18 protein-coding genes and 1 tRNA gene are annotated in these 21,140 nt (G+C 39.5%); 6 read left to right on the top strand and 13 right to left on the bottom strand.

From position 1 onward, the window contains the following. The coding region (locus tag U9O96_01190) for an NYN domain-containing protein (GenBank protein ID MEA2053724.1) at nucleotides 1-642 on the top strand (642 nt) is incomplete at its 5' end. A gap of 341 nt (nucleotides 643-983) precedes the next feature. On the opposite strand, the gene U9O96_01185 is transcribed toward U9O96_01190, so the two are convergent. From U9O96_01185 to U9O96_01160, 6 genes are all read right to left on the bottom strand, one after another. After that, nucleotides 984-1,343, bottom strand: a complete 360-nt coding sequence (locus U9O96_01185; protein MEA2053723.1) for a PIN domain-containing protein — start codon at nucleotides 1,341-1,343, stop codon at nucleotides 984-986. Further along, nucleotides 1,343-1,618 (bottom strand): AbrB/MazE/SpoVT family DNA-binding domain-containing protein, encoded by a 276-nt coding sequence (locus U9O96_01180; GenBank protein MEA2053722.1) that lies wholly within the window; start codon nucleotides 1,616-1,618, stop codon nucleotides 1,343-1,345. Before U9O96_01180 ends, U9O96_01185 begins: the two co-directional genes overlap by 1 nt. 49 nt (nucleotides 1,619-1,667) lie before the next feature. Then, the gene (locus tag U9O96_01175; GenBank protein MEA2053721.1) at nucleotides 1,668-2,051 is read right to left on the bottom strand and encodes a nucleotidyltransferase domain-containing protein; all 384 of its coding nucleotides are present in this window, start codon (nucleotides 2,049-2,051) and stop codon (nucleotides 1,668-1,670) included. Next, nucleotides 2,024-2,455, bottom strand: coding sequence for a DUF86 domain-containing protein (locus U9O96_01170; protein ID MEA2053720.1), 432 nt, complete (start codon nucleotides 2,453-2,455; stop codon nucleotides 2,024-2,026). Before U9O96_01170 ends, U9O96_01175 begins: the two co-directional genes overlap by 28 nt. Before the next feature lie 22 nt (nucleotides 2,456-2,477). Then, nucleotides 2,478-4,877 carry a PKD domain-containing protein gene (locus tag U9O96_01165; GenBank protein MEA2053719.1) on the bottom strand — a complete coding sequence of 800 codons (2,400 nt, stop codon included), beginning with the start codon at nucleotides 4,875-4,877 and terminating at the stop codon, nucleotides 2,478-2,480. 290 nt (nucleotides 4,878-5,167) lie between these two features. Further along, complete coding sequence (locus U9O96_01160; GenBank protein MEA2053718.1) at nucleotides 5,168-6,451, bottom strand: orotidine 5'-phosphate decarboxylase / HUMPS family protein; 1,284 nt, start codon at nucleotides 6,449-6,451, stop codon at nucleotides 5,168-5,170. Nucleotides 6,452-6,522: 71 nt separating this feature from the next. Between U9O96_01160 and U9O96_01155 the strand changes: the two genes are divergently transcribed. From U9O96_01155 to U9O96_01140, 4 genes are all read left to right on the top strand, one after another. Next, complete coding sequence (locus tag U9O96_01155; GenBank protein ID MEA2053717.1) at nucleotides 6,523-7,296, top strand: OB-fold nucleic acid binding domain-containing protein; 774 nt, start codon at nucleotides 6,523-6,525, stop codon at nucleotides 7,294-7,296. 204 nt (nucleotides 7,297-7,500) lie between these two features. Next, nucleotides 7,501-12,897 (top strand): PKD domain-containing protein, encoded by a 5,397-nt coding sequence (locus U9O96_01150; protein ID MEA2053716.1) that lies wholly within the window; start codon nucleotides 7,501-7,503, stop codon nucleotides 12,895-12,897. 38 nt (nucleotides 12,898-12,935) lie between these two features. Continuing rightward, nucleotides 12,936-13,226 carry a hypothetical protein gene (locus tag U9O96_01145; GenBank protein MEA2053715.1) on the top strand — a complete coding sequence of 97 codons (291 nt, stop codon included), beginning with the start codon at nucleotides 12,936-12,938 and terminating at the stop codon, nucleotides 13,224-13,226. Beyond that, nucleotides 13,227-14,804, top strand: a complete 1,578-nt coding sequence (locus U9O96_01140) for a tRNA uridine(34) 5-carboxymethylaminomethyl modification radical SAM/GNAT enzyme Elp3 (protein ID MEA2053714.1) — start codon at nucleotides 13,227-13,229, stop codon at nucleotides 14,802-14,804. Here U9O96_01140 and U9O96_01135 read toward each other — a convergent pair. The 3 genes from U9O96_01135 to truA form a co-directional block, all read right to left on the bottom strand. Next, on the bottom strand, nucleotides 14,801-15,715 hold the full coding sequence (locus U9O96_01135; GenBank protein ID MEA2053713.1) for a UbiA family prenyltransferase: 915 nt from the start codon (nucleotides 15,713-15,715) through the stop codon (nucleotides 14,801-14,803). The genes U9O96_01140 and U9O96_01135 overlap by 4 nt on opposite strands. A gap of 74 nt (nucleotides 15,716-15,789) precedes the next feature. Further along, nucleotides 15,790-16,497: a hypothetical protein gene (locus U9O96_01130; protein MEA2053712.1), complete on the bottom strand. Its 708-nt coding sequence runs from the start codon at nucleotides 16,495-16,497 to the stop codon at nucleotides 15,790-15,792. Between the two features lie 42 nt (nucleotides 16,498-16,539). Beyond that, complete coding sequence (truA, locus tag U9O96_01125) at nucleotides 16,540-17,334, bottom strand: tRNA pseudouridine(38-40) synthase TruA (GenBank protein ID MEA2053711.1); 795 nt, start codon at nucleotides 17,332-17,334, stop codon at nucleotides 16,540-16,542. Between the two features lie 58 nt (nucleotides 17,335-17,392). On the opposite strand from truA, the gene U9O96_01120 reads away from it, so the two are divergent. Further along, nucleotides 17,393-17,551 carry a Trm112 family protein gene (locus U9O96_01120; protein ID MEA2053710.1) on the top strand — a complete coding sequence of 53 codons (159 nt, stop codon included), beginning with the start codon at nucleotides 17,393-17,395 and terminating at the stop codon, nucleotides 17,549-17,551. Between the two features lie 5 nt (nucleotides 17,552-17,556). Here U9O96_01120 and U9O96_01115 read toward each other — a convergent pair. The 4 genes from U9O96_01115 to U9O96_01100 all read right to left on the bottom strand — a co-directional run bounded on the left by U9O96_01115 (nucleotide 17,557) and on the right by U9O96_01100 (nucleotide 20,937). Further along, nucleotides 17,557-17,629 (bottom strand) — tRNA-Pro (locus U9O96_01115). 38 nt (nucleotides 17,630-17,667) lie between these two features. Next, nucleotides 17,668-18,600: an SDR family oxidoreductase gene (locus U9O96_01110; GenBank protein MEA2053709.1), complete on the bottom strand. Its 933-nt coding sequence runs from the start codon at nucleotides 18,598-18,600 to the stop codon at nucleotides 17,668-17,670. 83 nt (nucleotides 18,601-18,683) lie between these two features. Next, nucleotides 18,684-19,571: a DMT family transporter gene (locus U9O96_01105; GenBank protein MEA2053708.1), complete on the bottom strand. Its 888-nt coding sequence runs from the start codon at nucleotides 19,569-19,571 to the stop codon at nucleotides 18,684-18,686. Between the two features lie 94 nt (nucleotides 19,572-19,665). Continuing rightward, nucleotides 19,666-20,937, bottom strand: coding sequence for a DEAD/DEAH box helicase (locus U9O96_01100; protein ID MEA2053707.1), 1,272 nt, complete (start codon nucleotides 20,935-20,937; stop codon nucleotides 19,666-19,668). Nucleotides 20,938-21,140 lie beyond the last annotated feature (203 nt).

The raw sequence follows: 21,140 nt of genomic DNA, 5'->3' as shown, positions 1-21,140 counted from the left end.
ACTAATAGGGCTTTACATTCATCACAGGTGGCTATAATGACTGATAAATATTTGCCTAAAACATTCATTTTTATTGACTCATCTAATATATACATATCTGCACGTAACTTATATAATATAAAGGTAAGACCAGAGAATCTAATTTCACTTTTAACAGAAATGTTTTGTGAAAATAATATAGTTCATACATATTATTTCACTCCAGAAAATCCAGAAAATGAAGGTCAATCAAGATTTTTTGAATCATTGGAACGTAGAGGGATAATTGTCATTAAAGAACCAATTGTAGAGAGAGAACGACAATTGATATGCCCAAATTGCAAAACTGTAGTTGAACCAAAATGCGATAATTGTGGGGCAGTTATCAGTCTTCCACCACATAAATCCAAAAAAATTGATATATTGCTTGGTTCTACAATGTTAGATATTTGTGATACCTATGATGAAGGGATTTTAGTATCTGGTGACCAAGATTTTTTACCAATTGTCAAAATGCTTAGAAAGAGGGAAGGAAAGAAAATACATGTTGTATCATTCAAAAGTACACTTTCACACGTTTATAAATATAACTCAGATATTACTATATTTTTAGATGATTATATTGATAAAATAGAACAGAAACCTAATATAAATAAAAAATAATATCACCCGTATGGTGGGTCATACGACCTAAAGAACTATCGTTCCACCATACGGTAATTTATTCTCAAAATCTACAATATAACAAGGGTATATAAAACTTATTGTAATTTTTTCTTCTGTTGTATATGTAGAAAATTCAGAGAGATTGTTCTATCAATCCCATCCACTTGTTTCTTCCGAGATTGAGACCTATTCCTGCTTACTCTGCCGGAGTGGATCGTTTAACGGGTTCTGGCGCATTTGTGAGTGATATGAAAGAGGCGATTCATCCCAAACCTAAAGGTCTGGGTTTTCTCGCTTAGATTTCATTATATTCAGACAAGAAAAATGATTCGTACAAATTAGAGCAGTCCCAATTTTTCGAGTATGATTCTTGCATTCACAGCCCTCGCTTCTTTGTGTCTCAATAATTCTTTATCTCCGGTAACGAAGTAATCAAAATTTAACGCTCCAGCCAAAACTGGCGCATCTTTTTTATCGTTGAGTACTTCAAAAGCGCTTTTAATCTCACTATACAATGGATCTTCTACTATCGTTACACACCTAAATAAGTAGGTTAATGTCTCAGGGATTTCTTCATCATTTAATCCAAGCTTGTGAAGAACTTTCTCTATTTCTTTCAATACGTATTTGTTTGAACAAAGCTTGCACAATCTTAACTTTCCACATTCGAGAAGTAAAGATTCATTTCCTTCTCGCATCAAGAAAAATCCTTAGCATAAGTCTCCTTCCAAGCCTCTTTCGATGATTCTTCAATTAGTTCGGCAATCTTTTCTTTGGTGACACCGCTCTTTTTGATCTTTTTTTTGAGAGAAGCCAAAATATGCTCTTCAGCATCTAGCTTCCTTAGAACTATCGCATCACCGACTTTTTCAAATTGAATGAATGACCCATCTTCCACTTTAAGAAATTTTCTCAACGTCTTGGGAAGAGTTATCTGACCAGCCGTTGTTACTTTACTAACGTAAGTTTCCATAAAAATATAAGGAATTCTTATTTTATAAAACTTGCAGATGAATGCAATTTCATTCAAAAAGGCGTATCGCCTCTTCTTTAGTTATTCTTTGCCTTTGTTCCTGGTCTTTCCACAACTTCCTGTAAAAATAGAAATACTCATACAACTCACTGATATTTCTTGCATAAATAATCTTATGGTTTTTTATAACTTCCATCTTCATGTACAACGGCATCAGTTCAAATAGCCTCACATCGTATCCCCAGGTTTTTGACATAATCTCTCCTAAAAAGTTTATTTTGTCCTTTTCGTAGGGGGCAATAATGCATATGTCAACATCGCTTCTCGTGCTTTCTTCTCCTTTTACAAAAGAGCCAAATAAGAGAACAGCCATTACTCGCTCGTGCAAGAAGTTAAAATCTTTCTTTATTTTCTTAATTTTGCTGCTATCCATCCTTCCACCATTTTAACAAATGCTCTCGGTACATGCATCAATTCCTTTATGCCTTTAAACGCTATGACATCATCCAATTTATTGTAAAGATGCACCAACCTGTTTCTTAAACCATTTGATCCGATAAGGAAAGATTTCATTCCCTCATCAATAATCCCGTTATCTTCTAAAGCCTCTATATTGGTATAATCGTCTTTCGGTGCCAATCCAGAATCTTTGCATATCATGGCAATTACATCCATTTCAGCCTCAACAATCTCCTGGAATGCCTTATAAACAGCTAATTTAGTTTTTTCATCCCCAACAAATTTTTCTCTCGTATAGCCCATTATCCATTTCTCTATTTCCTCCGCCCTTTTAGATATCAAATTTAATTTATCCCTATACCTACCTACTCTTTCCATTATCAAAACATCCAAACTCTGCTTAAGTAGTTTTCTCTCTCAGTTCCTTTCCGCAATTTGGGCATTTTTCTATGCGCTCTGCACATGTTTTATGAAAAACGGCACCGCAATCACATTTTGTGAACGATGAACTCTGCTTTATTTTCCCCAGGCAGACAAAACATCTGTTCACTTCCTCCTCCGGCTCTACCAAAACCTTTTTGTTGTCTTTCTCTGTCCCTTGAATTTTTTTCTTTTTATTCGACAACAAAACGGCAACCAATCCTATTACAAGAATACCAATCAGCGCGGCAACTTTCCAATCAATTTTCCAGGGAGATGGAGATGAAACAAATATGGAATAAGTCTTATAATTATTACTTTCATTGCTTTCTTCCACAATGTCGCCAGGATCAACTGAAGTATTAAGCAAATGTGCCCCTTTTGACAGAGTAGGATAAAAAAATACATTTATCTCGCCACCTGGACGGAGACTGTCAATAAACTCTGGGTTATAGAGTTCTCCGTCCACTGTAAGGGTACAAGAAAAACTTCTTGCATCTTCGCTCCCACCATTTTTTATTGTTACAGTGACTTTGGCATTTCCATTTTTCGAGATAGAAGATTTCACATCTTCCAAAATCAAGTCGGGAAGCGACGGTAAAATTTCTATGGTTTTTGAAATGTTGCCGGTTGCTCCATCGTCATCAGTAACGGCCAGAGCGACTATGTACGTACCATCTTTATTATATGTATGGGTCGGGTTTTTTTCATAACTGATATTGCCATCTCCAAAATCCCATATATAGTTTGTTATTGTGCCATCTGTATCATATGATAAATCGGTAAACTGAAGGATACTGGATACTGTCGGATGTAAAGGCATATAACTAAAATTGGCAACGGGCAATTTTTTTTCTGTACCTACTTTAAGATTTTTTTGTACGTATGTAGTTGCTCCGTCGTTGTCGGTAACTGTTAATGTAACAGTATATGAACCGCCTGCTGGATACGAATGCTGCACATTTTTCCCGCTGCCGGAACCATCCCCGAAATTCCAAGAATACGAGGCAATGCTTCCGTCGGGGTCATACGAAGAAGAGGCATCAAAAAATATAGTCTGCCCTTCAATTGGATTTAGAGGGGTGTAAGTAAACGATGCTACCGGCGGTCGGTTTTTAAGTATCTCGAATGTCGTTGTCTTTGTTGTTTCCGTATTGCCAGCATTATCAACGGAGTAATAATCAACGGTATACGTGTCATCTTGGGTTAACGTGAAAGGATTGCTGTACGTTGTCCATGCTCCTCCATTGATGCGGTATTTCGTATATGCAATGCCCGATGTTGCATCATTTCTTGAAATAGATACGGTAACACTTGTTTTATATACGCCTCCTTCTTTTGTTCCTGAAAGAGATGACGATGACGATGGTTTGGTTTTATCTATTTTGAGTGAGAAAGGCATTCCAGATGCATTATTTCCTGCATTGTCAATGGAATAGTAGTCCACCTGGTAATTGCCGTTTGATGAAAGAGTGAATGGTGTGTTGTACACCTGCCATGCTCCACTATCTCCCCTGTACTTTGTAACATTTACTCCGGATATTGAATCTGTTGCTGTCAACGTTACTTCAACATTGCCTGTATACCATCCGTTGTTTCCTTCTGTTCCTGCAAGGTTGTGCAAAAGGGAAGGACTTGTTTTATCTATCTTAAATGTGAAGGATGTGGAATTGCTGATTCCTAAGCTATCTATTGCATGGAAGGCTATAACGTGCTCTCCATTATCTGTAATATTAAATGGTGAGAAATAACCCTGCCAGTTGCCGTTGTCTACTCTATATTTCATATCTGAAATATCATGCTCATCATACGCTGTAAGTGTAACTTCGACATTATTTATGTACCAACCATTGTCTCCGTCTGGTAAGGAAGGATTGAGGTAATAGGACAATGAAGGTGGTATTGTATCGTTTGCGACTGTAACACTGCCATTTGAAATTGTAAAAGGAATCGCTTCCCCATATTCATCAGACACAATCACATTGGTTAGATTCAGGTATGATGTTCCCAATGCTTTTGCTTTAAATGTGATGATGGCAAAAATTTCAGGAGAAGATGTTCCATTCCCGCCAAAATTAAACGCCACAATATTTTTTATTGTTCCATTTATGTTATCTATTTCAAGGCTCATGTTCCACCATTCCTCAAACATCCCGCCATTACCAACATTCTGTGCTTCCAAGATAGAAGAATCGAATAAAACGTCACACTGAGCACCTCCAACGGATGTGGTTGGATAGATAGAGATATTTACACAGAAATATTCATTCACTGATGCAAACTCCTGCGAGACAACATTTACGGAAGTATGATCAGACGCATCTGAGTTTGGAATAACGAAAAAAGCGATTATCACAATTGCTAGAAATCTGGCTTTCATTTTATCATTTTAACAGCGATTTGTCATCATAACAAGTAGTGCAAATAATGCACATATTTTCATCCGGCTTGGGAAAAGTGAATGACCAATTACTTCTAGCCTTCATGTAATTTTTAATGCATTGTTTGCATTTAAAGTTAACTTTCAAACAGCTTCTGCGGATGAATGAAAGGATATATGGTCATTCTCTGGTATGACTAGAAAAATATCCAACGCATATTTCTTCAATAGTTATGGTCCCTTCACAAGAAAACTTAATTGCCCTTGCCGGTACCCGCTACTGAAAAGAGCTATCTCACTTTATCCCATTTTTTGAGTTCCAGAACTTTTCCCAGCGAGCTGCCTCTTTTTATTTCCTCCCTTATTCTATTTTCCCTTTCGTGAACATTGAGGGCACGGTTTGCTATCTCCTGCGCCCTTTCTTTTTGGACAATAACAACACCGCTGTCGTCCCCAACTATCCAGTCCCCAGTCCTGACAGTCTGCCCGCCACAAATTATTTCACTCCCTATTTCTCCGTATCCCTCGGGCTCACCTGCCTCTGGAACAATCTTTTTTGTATAAACGGGAATGTCGTTCTTCATAATTTCGTGAATATCTCTAACAGCCCCGTCTATGACAATCCCCCCTATCCTATTTTTCACGCTGCTCCAAGTGGCTAACTCACCCCATACCGCCCTGCGGCCCTCGCCCGCCTGCACGACAATGATGCCTCCTTCATCAGCAGCATCGATGGCTTCCACCACTTTTGCCCAGTCACCGTCTATTGTCTTTACCGTCAATGCTTTTCCGACCATGTGATAACCTTTTTTTAGCGGAAAAATATCCCGCATCGCACCTTTATTATGCATGGCATCACAGATATTGCACGTTGAAACTTTGCTGAACGCCTCCCGCAGATTTTCTTTACCGTATTTCTTGAACAAAGCCGTTTTTATGGCCCTGCCGCTATCAATAGCCCCTTTTATCTTCATCGTCGCTTCAGTCACATTAGCCGCCTTCGTAATTGCACCCCCTACAATCACAATGCTCGCACCATTTTCGACTGCGATATGGGCGCTCTCACTATTTATCCCGCCGGCAGCAGCTACCGGCAGATTACAGCTTTCCGCAACTTGCTTTATACCCTCGAATGGCTCCATACCTGCCATCTGGTCATCTATTGAAACATGGACGCAGATATAATCCGCCCCCATTTTTTCTACCGCCATCGCCCTTTCTGCAGCATCTTCCACGCCCATTAAATCAACCATTATTTCCGCCCCGTACCTGTGGGCAGCCTTTATGGCTTCCATCAACGTCTCATCGCTTGCCAGGCCAAGTATACAGACTACATCAGCCCCAGCCTTTGATGCCACCTCCGCTTCAACAGCCCCAACATCCATGGTCTTCATGTCAGCCACGATTTTTTTGCCAAATTTTTTTAATTGACGTATAGCATCCATCCCTTCGGATTTTATTAGAGGCGTGCCTGCCTCCAGCCAGTCTGCCCCACCCGCAACGGCTTCATTCGCTATCTGAATGGCACGATGAGCATTTATCAAATCCAATGCTACCTGCAAAACGGGTTTCATGGCTTTTAATTCAGCGGGCATATAAAAATCTATCACGAAAAGAATATGAATGGTGAAACAATCCATAACTAATGCAGAATTACAGAAAAGAGGAATTGTATGAAGCTGTAAAGGACTTGCTCGGCAAAGAAGAATTCGAGGAAAGATTGGAAGAGGAGAGGAAAAAATATGGGGAGCTTATAGATGAGGGTGCGGCAGCCATGATCGTTGTAGACAAACTCAAGAAGAATTTCTTCAATGTTGTCAAAATAGCAGATCTCGAGCCTTCTATAGAGGTGACATTATATGCAAGAGTGGAATTTTTGGGAGATACAAGAGAATTTGACGGCGGCAGGGTAGCGAATATGGTCGTTTCAGATGATACGGGCAGTTGCATCCTGGTCTTGTGGGATAATGACGTGAGGCTTATCGAAGATGAAAAGATTGAAAAAGGACGGATAATAAAAATAATAAATGGGTATGTCAAGGAGGGATATTACGGAATAGAGATAAATGTTGGCAGATGGGGACTCGTGGAAATTGAACCAAAAGATGTACCGGACATGGATAGCAAAATAAAAATCAAAAAATTGAAAGAGATAAGAAAAGGCATTGTTGGCATAGAAGCAAAAATAAAAAAAATTTATCCAACCAAAATATTTTTCACAGAAAATGGGGAGAGGTTTGCGGCAACAATCATTGCTGAAGATAAAAGCGGCGAGCGAAAAATAATTTTGTGGGACGAAATGGCAAGAATGCTCCAGCAATTTGAGGAAGGGGATACCATAAAGATATGCAGGGCTTATGTAAAAAATGGAGAGATTCATGCAGGAGATATAAGCAGTATACCGCCAAAAATAGCATAAATTCAAAAGGATAACACGCCGCCTAATAGCGATGAAGAAAATGAAGATGAAAGTAAAATGTCCTACTCGTACGTTTTATTCATAAAAAGTGTTGTCAGTAGCCAGTAGATATAAAGTTCAAGAGGCAAAGCTTTAGCATTTAGTATACAAATTTATAAATAAGCATACAATATTCATTTTTAAAACATAAAGCTGGGGGAAAAAATGTTAACGAAAGCAAATGCAAAAGCAATTTTTGTACTAACGCTTACGGCTTCATTGGTATTAATAGCTATGACCGAAATGCAGGAAAGTGAAGGTTTATCTTCCTCTTATGAAGGAAAGCAAACAGATTTTACCTGGTCTTACAATAACGGGAGCAGAGAAGTGGACTTCAATGCGATAGGCTCCGATATCACCAACTACACGTGGAATTTCGGAGATGGAGAAAAAGGCTATGGAAAAGAGGCGAAGCACATATATAGTGAAGATAAAAACTACACCATAACATTGACAATGCGAAAGGGTGATGAGGACATCATTATTTCCAGATATCTCAATCTATTGGACGGAGGAAAACCAACAGTTGATTTTTATTGGGAACCAGAGACACCTACTACCCAGGATATTGTGCACTTCTGGGATAATTCAAGCGACCCCGATGGAGACATATATAACTGGACATGGGACTTCGGAGACGGGGGCATAAGTTACGAAAAAAATCCGACTCACAGATATGTGGATAATGGAAGATATGATGTAACTTTATTCGTAAAGGACTATTCAAGTGGCGGAAATGGTGTAACAAAACAGATTATTGTATTCAATGTTCCGCCAATTGCAGATTTTTACTGGACAAAAGAATACGATTCAATAAAATTTCTTGATTATTCCTACGATCTGGACGGCAGCATTGTAAACTGGACGTGGGATTTTGGCGATGGAATCATAAGCCATGACCAGAATCCATCGCATAATTACAGCCATTATGGAACATATAACGTTATCCTGACCATAAAAGATGATGATTCAGCTACCGGTATTATAACAAAAAAAATCAATACCTTAAACCAAATTCCATATGTCAACTTTTTCTGGTCTCCCCTAGAGCCCACGATACTGGACACGGTTCAATTCAGCGATATTTCCTCGGATATAGACGAACTGATAAACTGGACGTGGGATTTTGGAGACGGCAATACAAGTTATGAACAGAATCCTGCGCATCAGTACTCTGAAAAGAGAACGTACAATGTAACATTGACTGTTATAGATGCAGGATATGCACTTGCATCCCATTCCAAGGATATTAAAGTAGTGAATGCACCTCCAATAGCAAATTTCTCGTGGGAACCCCAATATCCCACTGATGGAGAAATAATTAATTTTACAGACAATTCATCCGATTTAGACGGCAACATCGTAAACTGGACGTGGGATTTTGGAGACGGCAATACAAGTTATGAGAGAAATGCAAGTCATGCCTTTTCACAAAGTGGAACATACCGCGTTAATTTAACAGTTATTGATGATGATGGAGCATCGTCAAGCAAGGTTTGTGACATAACCATAGCAAACATCTATGTTGATGATGATGCACCCATTAAATGGTATGATGAAAGGCACGTTCGCACCATACAGGAAGGCATAAATAAGGCAAGTTATGGTTACCATATATATGTGCTTGATGGGAACTACAGGGAAAATGCTGTGATTAACAAGATTGTTATGCTTAGAGGAGATAACGCAACCATAGATGGGATGGGTGCGGGGAATGCCATAACTATAACATCGGATAATACTGAAATCAAAAATTTCGTGATAACAAATGCCTCAAATAGTGTAGGGATAGATGCAGACGGAGATAACGCAACTATAGAAAATTGTCTATTCACGGACAACAAAATTGGCGTATATTTGCGTGGAGATTATATCAATGTCTCAAACAACGAAATGAGAGGTAACGGAAAAGGCATAATAGTAGACGGCTCGGATAATACCATAAAAAATAATGAGATTGAGAATCCCAGCGGTATAGTATTGAATGGAAATGGGAATGAGATTTCATCGAATACGTTCACTGATAACATTTTTGCGATAGAAATTCAAAATGGAGAGAGGAATAAAATAAATGAAAATGGATTTTATATCAATCAATATGCAATTGACGTCCGTACATATGGCACGTGCCTAATAACCAATAATGAGCTTGTGGGAAATGGAAACGGGATAAGATTGTTCTCCAGAAACACATTTGTAAACAACAATACCTTAAAATTTAATACGATAGCAATTCTTATTGAAGGAGATGAAAATGAGGTAGCAAACTGCAACATTACCCAGAATGGTAACGGAACAAAAATTGTTTCATCGCACAACATTTTGGTGCATGGCTGCTCATTCTTCAGTAACACATACGGGGTGTATATTGACAACAGTGATTTGATAAACATAAGCAATAACAAATTCGACTTGCAGGACACCGATGGGATATATACTCAAAATTCCTCACAGGTAGAGCTGTTTAACTGCTCATTTTCCGGAAACACTGGAGGAATGAACGTTAAAAATTCTTCGGGCATAGAAATAAAATCCTGCAATTATACCGGGGAAAATTACGGCATAAATATAACAGATTCGCAGGTAAGCATAGAAAATTGCATTATCTGGGAGAATGATGCTGGTTTGTCGGTATGCGGAGACAATATTACACTCAAAACTTCAGACATATACGAAAACGATTTTGGACTGAAAATCTATGGAAAAAATGGTACGTTATATGAGTGCAATATACATGATAATATCTATGGAATTTACGCAGCCAATTCAGCAAATCTGGAGATGCAGACATCCATATTTAGAAATGAACATGCAGTATATCTATGCAATGTATCGGCTAGCATTCTTAAAAATTCCTCGCTTTCAAACAATAATTATGGATTATACTTGGAAAATTCCTATTGCAACAATATTACCAATTGTACATTTGCACACAATGAAAAAGGCGTTACCCTGGCGAATTCATCAAATAATAGAGCGGGGAATAATACTCTACAGAACAATACGATAGGCCTTGAAATAGCGAATAGCAAATATAATACGATTTCAAAAAATGAAATAGAAGAGAATCATATTGGTTTACTGCTCTCCTACTCTCCGCACAACATATTTACTGATAATATTTTCAACATAAATGATTACAACATAGATATGGAAGGAGGGAAAAGTGAGCACTTTTATGAAGATATAGATGTGTCAAATGAGATAAATGGAATGGTCATACACTATTTGATAGGCCAATCGGATAAGGCCGTAAACGGTGGAGTTGGTTACCTTGCATTGATAAACTGTGTTAATATGACCGTCTATCGAGTTACAACAGAAAGTAATGGGGAAGGCATGCTCATAGTAAACTCAAGCAATTGTGCCATAGTTGAAAGCAATTTTTCCAACAATATTGATGGCATGGTGCTTATCTTATCCCATGGCGGGAACATAAAAAACTCAACAATTTCTGGCAATGCCAACGACGGCATAATATTCAAATCTTCCTCAGACATATCAATAACAAATTGTGATATTTTTTCAAATGAACAGCGAGGTATAAATGCATACAGTATTGGACCGAAAAATGGGAGATTTATAATAGAAGACAGCAGAATATACCTTAACTGGCTGGGTATTAATGTTGAAAATGTGCATACCAATACAATAGAAAATACTACATTTTCAGATAATGAAAAAAGCGGAATTCGTTTATTCGGGTCGGATAACAATAGCATATCCAATAACAAAATTTACAGTAATGGGTGTGGCATTAATGCGATAAACTCCATATCGATCAATATCTCAGGAAACGCCATATGGAAAAACAATGAGGGCATTTACCTCTCGGATTCACATATGGTAAAAATGTACGAAAACATGTTTAATGATAGCAATACCGGACTGTTAAACAAGGGCTCTGATGCCGATATAAATAATTGCAGGTTTTATAACAACATTAACGGCGCGGTAGGCGACAAATCTTCATTCAACCTGGTAAACTGCTCATTCACAAATAATACTTATGGGATATGTTCATTTTCTTCCGATTCAATAATTGACAGATGTGAATTCGCGATTAATGAATATGGCATTTTCTTGTATCAATCAAATCACACAAGCATTATAAATTGCACTGGGAAGGGGATATATAACAATACATATGGAATATTTGCAAATTCTTCTTTATCCATAGAGATACAGAATTGCTCAATTTTCGGGAATGCATACGGCTTATTTGCCGAATCCTCATCGAATAGCAGTATGGATAGATGCCTCATATACAATAACACAAACGGCATCGTTATTGTAAATGCATCCCAATCAAATATGATTAAAAAATCGCTTATCCACCACAATCTGCACGGATTGGATATAAAATCTGATAACAATGATGTATCCAATTGTTCCTTCTGGAAAAACGTATATGGGGTGAGTATTGAAAAAGGCATGAATAACAGGATATACCACAACAATTTCGCATACAATGTAGAAAATGCTCTAGATAAAGGGAGTAATAACTCATGGGACAATGGCTACCTGTCCGGCGGCAATTACTGGAGCGATTATGCAGGAATAGATAAGTATACGGGGGTTTCACAGAATATTTCTGGCAGCGACGGAATAGGAGACATACCGTATAAAATATCTGGAGGTAAAAACATGGACAACTATCCGCTTATGGATATGTGCGAAGATGCATCGGCCATTCCAAACAGCCCCCCGACTGCCTTCTTTTTATATTATCCCACATGCCCGTTTTCAGGTGATAAAATTATTTTTATTGATTGTTCTACAGATCCAAATGGAGAGGTTGACATAAAGTCTTGGTACTGGGACTTTGGAGACGGGAATACATCGAATAAACGAAATCCAAACTATGCATACTCACACAGCGGCATTTACAATGTTTCACTTGTAGTGGAAGACATGAGTGGAGAAAAAGATGAATGCAATGTAAGCATAGAAGTGTTCAATAATCCCCCTGCAGCAAACTTTACATACTCTCCACAGAATCCGACCACCCAGGATAGGATACAATTCACCGATTTAAGCAAGGATAGTGATGGCAGTATTGTAAACTGGACATGGAATTTTGGCGATGGAACAAGCAGTCGGGAAAGGAATCCAGAGCATAAATATAACGACAACGGCATATACATTGTTTCACTTACAGTAACCGATAATTCCGGGGCCGAAACAGAGACAACAAAGAAAATAACAATAGCAAATACTCCACCAACTGCAGCATTTTTCTTCATCCCTGAAAAGGCATCTGGGGGAGAAAAAATTAATTTTACAGACGTATCAAGTGACGACAGAGGAATAACCGAGTGGCACTGGGACTTCGGGGATGGAACGGCATCAAATAAACGGAATCCGGAGCATACCTACAAGGAAAGTGGAAAGTATACAATAACACTTACCGTAAAGGATGGAGATGGGGGAGAAAGCGAGATAACAAAGGTTATAGAAATTAGTCCCAAGAGCACTCCCGGATTTGAAGTGGTGATCCCGTTTGTGAGCGTACTACTTGCAATGGTTTTAACGAAAAAAAGGAGGAATGCGAAGGTTTAATAATTACCCCTATTTTCACAATTCCAAGAGATGATATTATGAAGACAAATAAAGATATTTCCCGCAAAATTAAGGAGCTAGAGGACGAGCTTAGGTATAATGAAGCCATGCTCGAAGAGATTTATGAATTTCAGGAATCGTTAGTCCCGATATTTGCCGATTTAGTAAAACTTGTAAGTAAAATTTATGAAGAGATGGACATCCGGGATAGCGAATTTAAGAAATGCATAACACGATTGAAGGAAACGTTTGTTGATAAGGATGACGTCATCGAATACTATCCAGATGATGAAAATGTGGATGGCGGGAATGGTATAGCATACACGTAAATGAAAGAATATAATCGCTCAATGGCAGAGGAAATATTACGAGCCACAAAGAAAGGAGAGATAAATAACAGACAATCTTTAGAAAAATTCAAAAAAAGATTTTGCAAGAAGCACGGCCTCATTAAAATGCCTACAAATGCAGACATTCTTATGCATATTCCAGATGGTCAAAAATATGAGGTGGAAACAATATTACAAAAAAAGCCCGTCAGAACACTGTCTGGGGTGGCAGTCGTTGCTGTAATGACGTCACCACATGCATGCCCTCACGGAAGATGCATTCCATGCCCTGGAGGACCCCCCTTCTCCGCGCAGAGTTATACGGGCCGGGAGCCAGCAGCGCAGAGGGCGATCATGCATGGCTATGACCCTTTTGAACAGACTGCAAATAGAATAAGGCAACTGGAAATTGTGGGGCATCCGACAGATAAAATCGAACTGATAATAATGGGCGGAACTTTTACAGCCCGAGATTTTTGGTACCAGAAATGGTTTGTGAAGAATTGCTATGATGCTATGAATGGAAAAAGAGCGACAACGCTGGAAGAAGCAAAAGTTTTGAACGAGAAAACAAAGCATAGATGCGTAGGTATGACAGTGGAAACAAGGCCCGACTGGTGCAGATTGCATCACGTGGACAGAATTTTGGATATGGGTGCAACGAGGATTGAACTGGGTGCCCAGATTTTGAACGACAAAGTATTATACAAAATGAGGAGAGGACATACTGTCTCAGATATAGCGTATGCCACAAGGATATCCAGGGATTCGGGGTTGAAAGTATGTTATCACGTAATGCCCGGACTGCCGGGAAGCGATAGGGATATGGACAACGAATCTTTCAAGAGGATGTTCAGAGATGAAAAATTCAGGCCCGATATGCTCAAAATTTATCCAACTCTCGTGGTAAAGCCTTCGGATTTATACGAAAAATGGAAAAATGGAGAATACGAGCCGCTGGATACAGATGAAGCTATCGAACTAATTTCTGAAATGAAAAGATACGTGCCTGAATGGGTGAGAATACAGCGTGTGGAGAGAGACATACCGGCAAACTTAATTGATGCAGGAATTAAGAAAAGCAATTTACGCCAGCTCGTTCTTGAAAACATGGATAATAAGGGACTGAAATGCGGATGCATAAGATGCAGGGAAGTCGGGCATAGGCAGTATAAAAACAACATAAATATAAAAGAGGTTGAAATTGTAAGGAGAAATTATAAGGCGGGCGGAGGAAAAGAAATATTTCTCTCAGTTGAAAACAGAGAGAATGATTTGATAATTGGATACTGCAGGTTGCGATTTCCTTCCATGCCACATCGCCATGAGATTAACAGAAAGGATGCCATAATAAGAGAATTAAAAGTGAGTGGGCCCCTTGTTCCGATAGGGAAAAAGGCGGGAAAAGAATGGCAGCATAGGGGGTATGGAAGGAAGTTGGTAAACGAGACAGAAGAAATTTCAAGAAAGGCGGGAAAAGAAAAAATTCTGGTTTTAAGCGGCATAGGCGTCAGGGAGTATTATAGAAGTTTAGGATATCAAAACGATGGAATCTATATGGGCAAAAATCTGGATTAGGAAAAGAGGGTTAGATACGGCCCTATAAGATAGGCTGCAGCCGTAACTATGTAAAAACCCGCCAAAGTAAGATAAAAAGATGCCCATAGTTCGTTATTTTCCAGTGATATTGCAGATATGTTATTTTTAACCATTTTATAGAACATCCATGCAGTTGGTATTGACAGAATAAACAAAGTTACCATATTGGATGGAAGCCAACCCGACGATATATAAAAGGCAAGTAGAATGAATGTAATGAATGATAAAATGCCCACTATGAATGTCAATGTTTTCCGCTTATGATACACCACAGGAGTCATCACCCCACAACTTTTATCGCCCTCAATATCATCCAGATCCTTTGTGTTCTGCCATGCCAGCACCCAGACGGCCATTATACTCCCGAGAAGCCATGGAGCCGCATCAGCAGGATTGCCAAATATGCTCCATGCTGCAGGCAAAGGGAGAAGGCCGCGAGATACGGCAAGTGATGCTGTGTTCATCCAGAGACGCTTTTTAATCCTGAACGGCTCAAGATTGTACAGTATGCCAAATAAAATGAAAATCATTATAAATATTCCATAATAAACAGTTATTGCAAAGCCAACCAATATTGAAAATATTGCCAATGTCCATGTAACTATTTCTGCCTGCCCAACACTTATTTTTCCGCTTGGTATCGGACGATAATCCTTATTATTTAGTATGTCTATTTCGACATCTTCTACCTGATTCAAAATCTGTCCCACAGCCTGAGCTGCAGACAGAGCAAGAGATGCAAAAATTATTGTCGGCAAATTTGGCAGGAATATTGCCGTATCCCTATATACTGACAGCTGAATGATGACCCCGAAAAATACTGCTATAAACGGCGCTATAAGAGTAAAAGGTCTAACTAATTGCAACCATGCTCTAAGCTGTCCACCCATTAAATTCCAAATGCAAATGCCCTTAATAAAGTTTAGCATCGAAAAATAAAAATTATAAAAAGGAAAAAGCAGCCTTAGAGAAGGCTTATTCCTGCCGTAGCAATAGAGTAACCAAGCATGAAGTTCGTATTTGGTACGCCAAGGCCTATCTTGCCGAAATTAATGTATATGCCGGCAAAACCCCACGCCATAAAGACCTGAGGGCCGACCAAATCCCAGTACTCTATCCTCGGGGGCAGAAGATTAACGCCAAGGGATGCAGTGTAACCAATTAGAGGGTACAGAACAAATATTGGCCTCAGCATAATGCCCAGGAAAGCCTCTCCGGGATAAAGAGGAATCCATGAGAAACCCTGACCTACACTGATTACAGGCGTGAATATATCAATGCCGTGCGACGGCCCGAAAGGCCAGAATAGCATATTGGTTATCAACTCTGCAGAATAATTTTCTGGCAGAATTCCCAATTCTTTCATCGTCTGAATGGTATTCCCTATAATCTCCAATGCACGGTCTTTTTCAGTATTGGAAGAATTTGAGTTATAAATCACCTCAAAGGCTCCAGCCGCTTCATTGCATTTCTTGGTTAATTCTTTTGCCTCCCCTACAGTTATGTATGTTTCTGCAACAGCAGAAACTTTATTTTGTTTTACAACAGAACAATTGACAGGCACCACTTTTGGCGAGTTGCTGGAAGTTGCTGGCATAACCATTATTCCCGGTACAATTAAAAGTGCTGCCATCCCCAAAACCAGACAAAACTTAATCGCATTTATCTTCATTATACAATCACCTGAATGATATAATGGGAATTGTATATATATTCATTTCGGTAGGGAAAAAAATCTTTCGATGTCTTCGAATATTTTCGTGTTTATCTCGCATCTTTTCAATACGTCTGATATGAACGGTTTCGTTTTACTGGCGTGGCAAAAATCTAATTTTTTTGAATACTCTATTTTCACCAGTAGCAAATTTTCTGGCGGTGCAACACCGAAATTTTTTTTGCATTTTCTTTCTAAAACGGCCTCAATATCCTTCACAGAGATTTCTTCCTTTCCTGCTTTTTCCACTGCGGCAACCATACGCCTGATTTGATTCCACAAGAAACTTTTTCCTTCAAAATCTATTTTCAGTATTTTTCCTACCGAAACTTTTGCCCTGTCAATCCTTCTTACAGGATTTCTCCCATCCAGTTTAGCAAAATTTGTAAAATCGTGTTCTCCGACAAATAGCTCTACCGCATTCCTTATGGCATCGATATTGAAATTGTCGTTATATAGGTAGTATCTGTATGTTTTACTTCTGACGTAACGTGGGTTGAAATTATATGGCATCTCCGTAAAACCCGCCACCCATATGCCTTTCACGGAATGGGCGAGAGCGTTTGCCACAGATCCAGCTTCCATATCTGTATTAAAAGCGATTATATTTCCCGCAGCACTCACCCCTTTATCAGTCCTCGATGCAACCTGAAAATGTGCATCCCTTTCATTCTCAATCGCCCCCATGGCGAGCAATTTTTTCATGATTTCTCCTTCAATTGTAATGGCACCAGGCTGGCGGGCGTACCCATGGTACATCGTCCCGTCATAGGCAATTTTCAGTGCAAGACGCATGTATGATAATCACCTTTTTATTTAATTTGTTTATGACATAATGATGAGAGAGAAATTCATGAAGCTGATGTGCTGCCCGTCATGCCGTGAAGAATTAGAGCTGAAAATAGAGAAAAAGAGAGATGATGATGTCATGGAAGGACTGCTTACATGCACAAAATGTAAAGCCGAATATAAAATAAAAAATGGAATTCCGTACATGACCACCGAAAAATGAGGGAATGGGCCCGCCGAGATTTGAACTCGGGTTACCAGCACCCCAAGCTGGAAGGATACCAAGCTACCCCACGGGCCCAGGAAAGTATCGTAACTTGAAAGAGGTAAAAAGTTTTTCTACTTTTTCAAGAAGGAATAGAGGGCCTCTTTTGATGTGTAGTCTGGAATGAAGCCGACTTTTTTAGCTTTCTCCCCGGATGCAACCCACCTGTATTTTACAAAATCCGGAATTTCAGAGGGTATTTCTGTTAAACGTAGATTCCATAGAAGGCTAAGCAGGGAATGGACAATAAAGCCCGGTATCTTAACGGCTCTTTTCCCTGCCATTTCAATAACTTCTTTCCATTTCATTGTTCCTTCCCCCACAATGTTGAAAACGCTATCCATATCATTCATCAAAAAAAATTCATAAGCCTTTGCAACATCGTCTTCGTGAATAAACTGCATATCCGGGTTAGCCCCACCGACCAATGGAAGGATCGGCCAATTAATAATGCGGGAATAAAAATGATTTACGTTAGGCCCAAGAACCAGGCACGGCCTCAATATCGTAAGAATAATGTCTGGATTTTTTTTCTTAAAAGTGCTGCATAATTTTTCAATCTCAACCTTGTCCTTATTGTAGTAGTATTTTGGATGGCCTCTTAAAGGACTGCTCTCCATTAAAAATTCTGGATTATCTGGCCAGGCCCCATAGGTCATCGTGCTGCTCGTTACAATAATTTTTTTTGCTCCTGCACGTATTGCCGAGTCAAGCACATTCCTCGCTCCATCAACATTTATGCTGTGCATTTCCTTTTTATCATGAATTGGATTCAAAACGAATGCAAGATGTATGACCGTGTCAATCCCATATTTACTGAATAACTGTCCGATTTTGTCGCTCCTGACATCCATCTGATAATAATCCAGCTTTTTAAAAGAGTGGTCAAATTTTCTTCTTGAAATGCCAACGATTTTCTCGCATTCCTCATTTTTTTCAAGTCTCTCTATTATTCTCCGCCCAAAATAGCCTGCTGCACCTGTTATTGCAACCCTCATGTTTTTCATGCATATGCCAGCGACTTATAAATCCTCTTTAAAAAATATTTTAGCTCACGTAAATTTTGAAAAAATTATGACACACCTTTCTATCATATATATTCTGCATATCCTGCCACATTTCTCGACGCCAGATATATGCCGATAAGAATGAAAGAGCCACCCAGAATTGTATAAAAAGTCGGCACCTGCCCAATCCACGGCAGGACAAATGCAAGCAGTGAAGAGCACAGCGGTTCGCCAAGCAAAGACACCGATGCGAATGCTGCCCGTACATATTTCAGCGACCAATTGTACATCGTATGCCCGAATATTCCAGAGACCAGAGCCATCAATAGAATTATTACGTAGTCTCTCATGCCAACACCGTAAACAGGAGAATCAAACAAAAGACACATTATCAACAACGTTATGGAAGCAATGGCATACACCACAAAAGCATAGCATATTGTTGAGACGGATTTTCGCATCTTTCTTCCGCCCAGTATGTACAAGCCGGCGGCTGCCCCTCCGAGTATTGCAAGTAGATTTCCCTCAAGTGTTGATGACTGAATGCCGTAATTTCCCAAAAGAAGGATGATTGCCCCCGAAATGGATAAAAGTATGCCAGCCGTGTTCACAATAGAAGGTTTTTCTTTAAACAGAAGATATGCAAGAGGCGTGACCATAATTGGATGGGCTGTCACAAGTATTACTGAACTTGCTACCGAGGTTTTTGCGAGAGAAGAAATCCAGAAAGCGAAGTGGGCGGCGAGAATTATTCCTATCCCCACCATGGTAATTATCTGTGAGCGGTGAAGCGTTACTATTTCCTTCCTGTATTTTTTGTTCAATAATATAAGCGGAGATATTAACAGTGTTGTGAACAGCAGGCGGTAGAAAGCTATGGCGAGGGGCTGGGCATTTGCTGACACTATGAATATTGCGGCGAACGAAACCGAAATGACTGAAATGGAAAGAGCAATGTACGGTTTTTTCATTGAAAATTAACCTTCCCGCATTTTTTGCTTTTTCTATTTATTCTGGTATGCGTCCGGGATTAAAAACGGAATGGATGAAGAGGAGATGATGCATTTACCATCGGTTGTGATACCTTGGTTTTACGGACGCATGACTGCGGGAAGGCGGGTATTTGCTATACCCCCTGAATCGACTCTCCCGTCTATCAGACCTTCCGTCAGGTCTCTTATTGAATCTCCTATCGGACTTCCTACCAGAATCCCTTGTGAATGCAACTCTCCTGAAATCGGGCATATCCATCCGTTCTATCTCCATTTTATATTCCTTCTGTATTCGCCTGAAGTTGTCGTGGTCGCGCTTTGTGAGAAGGGTGACTGCATTGCCATTCTCTCCGGCACGTGCAGTCCTTCCTATACGGTGGACATAATCCTTGGCTGTCTTTGGCGTATCATAGTTGTATATGTGGGTGACACCCTTTATGTCAAGCCCTCTGGCTGCCACATCAGTTGCAACAAGCACATCGGTTCTTTTGTTTTTCAGTGAATTGAGCGACTGTAATCTTTTGTTCTGGCTCATCCCCCCGTGTATCGCCACAGCATTTACGCTCTGCCTTCTGAGATTTTTTGCAACTATATCTGATTCCTGTCTCGTGCTGCAGAAAACTATCGCAAGGCCAGGAGTGCTGTTTTTGAGCAGATGAACGAGAAGGGAAAATTTGAGATTCTGCTGGAATATGTCATAATACACCTGCTTCAACTTGCTCGCATCTACATGAGAGCGGGTCTTCACAATCGTCGGATTTCTCAGATATCTGTTCATGACTCTGTGAACGTCCTCGTATATTGTGGCGCTGAACATCAGAGTCTGTCGTTTCCTGGGTGTGTGGGATATGATTTTGTTAACATCGTCTATGAATCCCATATCAAGCATTCTATCAGTTTCGTCAAGCACGAGAAATCTCAAATTGCTGAAGTCTATTGTATTCCTGCCGAGATGGTCGAGTATTCTGCCCGGAGTGCCGACGATTATATCGGATCTGCGTATATTCTTTATTTGGGGTTCTATGCTTACACCGCCGTATACGCTCGTTGTCTTTATGCCAAGCGGTTTTCCGAAATCCTGCAAAACTTCCGTTACCTGTACACAAAGTTCCCTTGTCGGGGTAAGAACGAGCGCCTGAATTCCCTTGCCGGAAATAACTCCGTCAAGTAAGGGGAGACCAAAAGCAAGAGTTTTTCCCGAACCGGTTTCCGCCTGGCCAACCACATCTTTTTCCTTATATATTTCAGGTATGCACTTTTCCTGAATATAAGTAAGTTCTTTGAATCCATGCTCCCTTATCTTCTTGAGAAACATTGTATTCATTTCTAACTCTTCAAATTTCATATTATGCCTCCAAAATCTGTTTACATGTACTTCTTATACATCTATGATATATATTGCATGATTTTGTAATTGTTTCTTTTTTCATTTTTTTACCTTTGTTTGTTTACTTTGTATCAACAGCAATTAACAAAAAAGAGCAAACCAAACAAATCAAGTAAATCCATCCATGCCCCTTAAAATTAAATTACATGTCGTCGTCCCTA

This window comes from Candidatus Thermoplasmatota archaeon (assembly GCA_034660695.1).
Lineage (GTDB): Archaea > Thermoplasmatota > E2 > UBA202 > DSCA01 > JAYEJS01.
The sequence above is the reverse complement of the archived record's forward strand: the minus strand, read 5'-3'. Positions and strand labels throughout refer to the sequence as shown.

Bases quoted from the DNA above. Each gene is read 5' to 3' on its own strand.
- U9O96_01185 (MEA2053723.1), bottom strand. From the start codon at position 1,343: ATGCGAGAAGGAAATGAATCTTTACTTCTCGAATGTGGAAAGTTAAGA.
- U9O96_01180 (MEA2053722.1), bottom strand. From the start codon at position 1,618: ATGGAAACTTACGTTAGTAAAGTAACAACGGCTGGTCAGATAACTCTT.
- U9O96_01175 (MEA2053721.1), bottom strand. From the start codon at position 2,051: ATGGATAGCAGCAAAATTAAGAAAATAAAGAAAGATTTTAACTTCTTG.
- U9O96_01170 (MEA2053720.1), bottom strand. From the start codon at position 2,455: ATGGAAAGAGTAGGTAGGTATAGGGATAAATTAAATTTGATATCTAAA.
- U9O96_01165 (MEA2053719.1), bottom strand. From the start codon at position 4,877: ATGAAAGCCAGATTTCTAGCAATTGTGATAATCGCTTTTTTCGTTATT.
- U9O96_01160 (MEA2053718.1), bottom strand. From the start codon at position 6,451: ATGAAACCCGTTTTGCAGGTAGCATTGGATTTGATAAATGCTCATCGT.
- U9O96_01155 (MEA2053717.1), top strand. From the start codon at position 6,523: ATGCAGAATTACAGAAAAGAGGAATTGTATGAAGCTGTAAAGGACTTG.
- U9O96_01150 (MEA2053716.1), top strand. From the start codon at position 7,501: ATGTTAACGAAAGCAAATGCAAAAGCAATTTTTGTACTAACGCTTACG.
- U9O96_01145 (MEA2053715.1), top strand. From the start codon at position 12,936: ATGAAGACAAATAAAGATATTTCCCGCAAAATTAAGGAGCTAGAGGAC.
- U9O96_01140 (MEA2053714.1), top strand. From the start codon at position 13,227: ATGAAAGAATATAATCGCTCAATGGCAGAGGAAATATTACGAGCCACA.
- U9O96_01135 (MEA2053713.1), bottom strand. From the start codon at position 15,715: ATGGGTGGACAGCTTAGAGCATGGTTGCAATTAGTTAGACCTTTTACT.
- U9O96_01130 (MEA2053712.1), bottom strand. From the start codon at position 16,497: ATGAAGATAAATGCGATTAAGTTTTGTCTGGTTTTGGGGATGGCAGCA.
- truA (MEA2053711.1), bottom strand. From the start codon at position 17,334: ATGCGTCTTGCACTGAAAATTGCCTATGACGGGACGATGTACCATGGG.
- U9O96_01120 (MEA2053710.1), top strand. From the start codon at position 17,393: ATGAAGCTGATGTGCTGCCCGTCATGCCGTGAAGAATTAGAGCTGAAA.
- U9O96_01110 (MEA2053709.1), bottom strand. From the start codon at position 18,600: ATGAAAAACATGAGGGTTGCAATAACAGGTGCAGCAGGCTATTTTGGG.
- U9O96_01105 (MEA2053708.1), bottom strand. From the start codon at position 19,571: ATGAAAAAACCGTACATTGCTCTTTCCATTTCAGTCATTTCGGTTTCG.
- U9O96_01100 (MEA2053707.1), bottom strand. From the start codon at position 20,937: ATGAAATTTGAAGAGTTAGAAATGAATACAATGTTTCTCAAGAAGATA.